This is a genomic window from Microcoleus sp. B5-D4, from assembly GCF_036705145.1.
Classification (GTDB): Bacteria; Cyanobacteriota; Cyanobacteriia; order Cyanobacteriales; family Microcoleaceae; genus Microcoleus.
In genome coordinates this window covers 1-5,009 of the sequence record NZ_JAUBTV010000164.1, presented here as the reverse complement: position 1 = coordinate 5,009, position 5,009 = coordinate 1, and the positions used below count along the sequence as shown (strand labels likewise).

General features: G+C 42.2%; 3 protein-coding genes and 3 pseudogenes. 3 read left to right on the top strand and 3 right to left on the bottom strand.

The features are described 5' to 3' along the window. Positions 1-402 precede the first annotated feature (402 nt). Positions 403-633, top strand: a complete 231-nt coding sequence (locus tag QUB10_RS33725; RefSeq protein ID WP_333207466.1) for a hypothetical protein — start codon at positions 403-405, stop codon at positions 631-633. A gap of 4 nt (positions 634-637) precedes the next feature. Here the strand turns inward: QUB10_RS33725 and QUB10_RS33720 are convergent. From QUB10_RS33720 to tnpC, 3 genes and pseudogenes are all read right to left on the bottom strand, one after another. Next, positions 638-838, bottom strand: a pseudogene (locus QUB10_RS33720) (IS66 family transposase); the annotation flags it as partial. Positions 839-1,397: 559 nt separating this feature from the next. Next, complete coding sequence (locus QUB10_RS33715; protein WP_333207464.1) at positions 1,398-1,850, bottom strand: transposase; 453 nt, start codon at positions 1,848-1,850, stop codon at positions 1,398-1,400. 319 nt (positions 1,851-2,169) lie between these two features. Next, positions 2,170-3,627: pseudogene (gene tnpC / locus QUB10_RS33710) on the bottom strand (IS66 family transposase). Positions 3,628-3,911: 284 nt separating this feature from the next. Between tnpC and QUB10_RS33705 the strand changes: the two are divergent. Together QUB10_RS33705 and QUB10_RS33700 are read left to right on the top strand one after the other, a co-directional pair. After that, a complete protein-coding gene (locus QUB10_RS33705; RefSeq protein WP_333207463.1) occupies positions 3,912-4,346 on the top strand; it encodes a hypothetical protein in 435 nt (144 codons plus the stop codon). Between the two features lie 121 nt (positions 4,347-4,467). Then, a pseudogene (locus tag QUB10_RS33700) lies at positions 4,468-4,890 on the top strand (IS4 family transposase); the annotation flags it as partial. Positions 4,891-5,009: the final 119 nt, after the last annotated feature.

The following is a 5,009-nucleotide window of genomic DNA, read 5'->3' as shown; positions in this document are numbered from 1 at the left end:
CAACTCTCCCCAGAGTTGTCAAGCGTTTTGTGAAAATATTTTTGACTTTTTTTTGAACCTATACACACCAAGGGTTTCGACATTTATCGCCTGCTCCGGTATCCCCTGGCTGACTCCTCTTTATAACTATGGGGTCTTTTTTTGGGGCAAGATTGGACTTTGGGGCAGACTATCTCCCGCGCATGGGTAGAAGGAGTCAGTGGTTCAACATGATGGGGCTTACTTACAGTAGAGGTAAGGCAAGGTTCATTGGTGTCAACTTAAACTGAAGGATGCCATCGCCCTCAACCAGGCGATCGTTCTTAACGTCTACCACGCGATATTAAGCAAAAATCACACTCGCTCTTACTGGGGTTACAATCTGACTAAGTATGAGAGCTCGTCGAATCGTGATGAAATTTTATGAGCCGAAAACGCCCAGCTCATTCAGGTAATCCAGACTTGCGTGGAGCCACGCAACTACCGGGTCTGCCGATGGCAAAAATAGAAGCTCTGCTGTGGAATTGGCTGAGTCTTGAAACCTTTAAGGCGTCACGCTTAACGGCAGGGGACAAAAAACTGCGCGATGGCGTCCCGCCCCGCAAGCTACGATTGTTGACGTTACCCGTGATGAGGGCAGTAGTATTGAGGTAAGGATTCAGGTCTGAAAGAAGGGAATAAGCTCAGGCCGAGCCAAGTCACAAGAATGGGCAGAAATAGCCTCACGGAAAAAAGCCATTACTGAACGAGATTGAAAACGACAGGTTTGAATCACACTCAAGAGATTAGCCGTTTCCTCAAATCGTTTCATCGAACGAGAGCCGCCAGAAACTTTCCGTTTCGTGACAGCTAGCCGTAGACATTACTCACAAGGTATCGGCTCAATAAGTAGGGGTAGCAGTTATTCTAGTTGCCAAGATAAGCCCAAGGGATGAAGAGAAGACTTGGAGCGAATGGCGTTGCTGATTTACGGTATGAAAGGCTAAATATGCAAGTCATAGAAACCAGTATCCACAAAGCTTCTGGATTTTCAACTTATTTTTTTCATACCCTGATTAAGCAACGCCGAGCGAATAATAGTAGAGAGAGAGGGAATAATTCCAAGTTGAGAAATTCGGTCACGGACATAATCAAAAAAACTGATTCGCAACTGACGAGTAGTAGCAACAAGAGACATAAAAGTATCCCATGCCTGAGTACCCTCAATCGTCCCAGGAATGAAAATTTAATAACATCAGCGATACAGCACTTTGCGTGACTAAGAGGTACAGTAACAGCAGTGAGCAAAATAATTTTCGATTTGCTTAGTTGAACATAATTTCACTCCCAATTCCAAGAGTTTTTCCACAATCTGTACACTTCGAGGTACAAATCTCCTGAGCCATGCCTTTAATTCCCACCATAAATGTTCGATCGGGTTAAACTAGGCGTGAGTAAGGTGATAAATACACTATTCTTGCTCCCACTGCTTCAATCATTTCTTCTACCCCCTCTACTTTGTGCGCCTTCAAATTATCCATGACTAATACCGCTCCTCTCCATAATTTTGGAACCAGTTGTTCTTGCACAAATTTCTTGAACTCCTCTCCGTTTATCGATTTTTCTATTGTCTTCATGGCGATGACTTTCTTATTGCTTATTGCTCCCACCACTGTTACCCTACTTCCTCTATAAAATGGCTTGATATCGTAGCTTCTTTCTCCCTTTTTACTTCTAGCTCTAAGTCTCATTCTCCCCAGCAATACGCCCATTTCGTCCAAAAATATCAGATTTTCTGGTTCGACATCTCGGATTTTTTCCCAATATTCTACTCGCTTCTTTTGATTAATTTCTTTATGGGCTTGACTACTCCGTAGTGTTTTTTTTTTCAAAGTGAGTTGCAGAATATTGTAAGAATCGGCACATGGCACTCTCGCTCAACCATACTCCTGTTTTTTCGTGCCAATACTCACAATATTCTGCAAGTGTGTAATCTGGATACTGGGCTACCATCTCTTCAATCTGTTGTTCGTGACCAAAGAGTTGGCTCAGTTTACCACCCTTTGCCTGACTAGGGAGTAGTCTTCCTGTCTCTTTTTTTCGCTTTAGTAGTGCCGCGATCCGTACTTTTACTCACTTGAAATCTTTCTGCTACTTTCCGAATAGAGGTGTTACCTGCTTCTCCTTGTGTCAATAATCTTTTGTAAGGATTCAGGTCTTTGATTGGGGAATCAGAGAAGGCATAAAAAAGTTACAAGAATGGGCAGATAGAGCATCACGGAAAAAAGCCATTGCGCTTTTAGCTTGAAACCGACAAGTCTGAATCACAGATAACAAATCAGCAGTTTGTTCAAATCGAGACATGGAGCGGGAACCGCCAGATACTTTACGTTTAGTCACGGCTAATCGCAGAGAACGTTCTGCCAAATTATTGTCAGGGGGAATTTCAGGGTGGTCTAAAAAATACCACCATTGGTGCGCTTTCTCACGCAACGAGCGCAGCAACAGTCCAGCAGTATAACCAACATGACCAATCCAAGTATTTAACAATTCTGCCAGTCTGGTCTTAAAGTTCCTCGCCCAAGTGTGATAATCAAGTTCTTCAGGGTGCTCACGCCCTGAATTCGATGTTGTCGAAATGCCTCATCAATTAATTCCAAAAATGCCTCTGCGACGACAGTGTTGTTACCGTGACTGATTTGAAGAACTTTCTTAAAATGTCGTCGTAGATGGGCCTGACATTTCTGCTGCGCTCCCACAATCACACCGTTATATACGCTAAAATCATCAGAATTCAACACTCCAGCTTGCCTCATTCCCCAGCATTGTTTCTAATTCTGAGCGACTGCGAGTGTCCGCAGCATGGAACAGGCAAAAATCTTGACCTGTAGCTGTCCACAACCATTCTTTGACGCCCTTAACACACCACGGGGTTTCATCGACATGGACGTTAGCTTGTAACGGTGCCCATTGCCATAAGTCTTTAACGGCGGGCTTTACAGCATTAGCTACTCGCGCATTGGTTGCTTGTAATGTCCCGATCCCAATTTCAATACCACCTAATTCCCGCAGCAATTCTTGTTGCTTTTCATAAGACATATGCCCATAATTACCTAGCCATACCAATAATGCTTGTAGGTCGATGCTTAAGTCTTGTCCTGGCACTATACCCGGTGAGACTGATCCAATCACCATTGCTCCACATTCATTACACTGACATTTGGCTCGTTGATATTCCACTACTTCAATTGGTCTATTTACTAAGCACGCTACCTGCTGCTTGCTATAACCAATCATCTCACTTAATTCTCTGCTGCCACAATGCTCACAATAGTCAGGAGTGCTGATTTGATATCTATCTACTCGCCCAAATCCTTTGCGGGTTTTGCCGATATGTCCAGGCTGTCCTCCTGGTTTTCGCTTTGGTTGGGACTCTGACTCTTTTGAGTTATCAAAAGCGGCTGTCTCTGATTTCTGTATGAGATCACTCGATGGGGGTTTCGATGATGTTTTGCTATTGCTTGGCTGTTTCTCTTTGAGCTTTGCGACCTCTTCTTGTAGTTTTTCAATCAGCTTCTGTTGGGTCAGCACAATTTTGATCAGTTCCTCACGGCTCAACTGGTCAACTATTTCCCTTTTCAGTGCTAATAACTCTGATTTTTCGCTCATCTGACTACACTACCATATTTCTCCGCTCTGAATGAACTATTTTTCACCTGAATCCTTACAATCTTTTGACGTATATCTAGGGAGTAGGGTTTCATTTTTCTCTTTCTTACCACCTCTAATATTGTACCTAATCGTTAAGCAAAGTGCTGTATATAATAAATAAATGAGTGAATATGAAGAGGTGTATGTTTCGGTAGAGATGTCAAATATTATGCCTACTTGGTTCTTCTTATATCTATCGCCCAAGATTTTTTGATTTAAATCATTTCTTACTAACTTAATTTATGTGTTACTCAGACGAAATTACTGATTTAATGCGAAAACATCATCAGTCTTTATCTGAAAAAGATCAAAGAAAATATGCAGCGATAGAAGCCGTAAAACTTGGTCGTGGTGGAATTATTTACATAGCCCGAGTTTTGGGAGTAGACAGGAATACAATAGCCAAGGGAATTAAGGAATTAAAAAGTGAATTAGACACTACTTTTAATCAACAGACAATTCGCCGACCTGGAGGAGGAAGAAAAACTAGGGAGTCTGAGATACCTGATTTAAATGAGCGTTTTTTAGAAGTCTTAAAAAACCACACAGCCCGAGATACAATGTCGGAAAAAATTAAATGGCCAAATCTTAGCCAGCAACAAATAGTTGAAGGTCTGAAGGCTCAGGAAACAATCATTGGTGACAAGTTAAGGAAAAAGGGAAATTGTCAAGGGTAGTATTTCCATGAGTCTGGGATCGTGGGAAACTTATGACAGACAAGTAATAGAGGGATTGTGAGCAGCCATGACCAGCAGCCGAAAAACCAATCGAGACCACGCGAAAAAAACACACAGACCAATGGTGGAAGATGAAGTAATTGCAGAGCAACTGGAAAGATTGCTGACACCGGCGATTACAAATCAAGAAAATTACTACCGAAAATTAGGACTCCGAGAGCGGATATTGAATTTACCGTTGATGATGGCTGCGGTATTAACGTTACTGTGGCGAGACGTAGCAGGGGTGAGAGAACTGACCAGAATCTTAGCCAGAGACGGTTTTCTGTGGTGTAATCCCACAAAAGTTAGTCAACAAGCGGTGTCACAACGATTTTTGACATTTCCTGCGGAGTTATTTGAAAAAGTATTTAAAGATTTATTGCCAAATCTCTCTTCAGCTTGGCATAGTAGAAATCAACGTCCGTTGCCAGAAAGTATTCAATTTACCTTGTCAAAATTCGAGAAAATTTGGATAATAGATGGCTCAATATTGGAGGCGCTATTGTAAGGATTCAGGTCTAAAAACTTGCGGCTCCAACGCTTTTCTGGCAAGGGTTTTAGGGCAAAATAAGGGTTTTTGTCTTTCGTGGTTAATTGTCAATAAACGAGGAGAAGTGACAG

What these genes read in the sequence shown, in the direction of transcription:
- QUB10_RS33725 (WP_333207466.1), top strand. Translation starts at nt 403, where the DNA reads ATGAGCCGAAAACGCCCAGCTCATTCAGGTAATCCAGACTTGCGTGGA.
- QUB10_RS33705 (WP_333207463.1), top strand. Translation starts at nt 3,912, where the DNA reads ATGTGTTACTCAGACGAAATTACTGATTTAATGCGAAAACATCATCAG.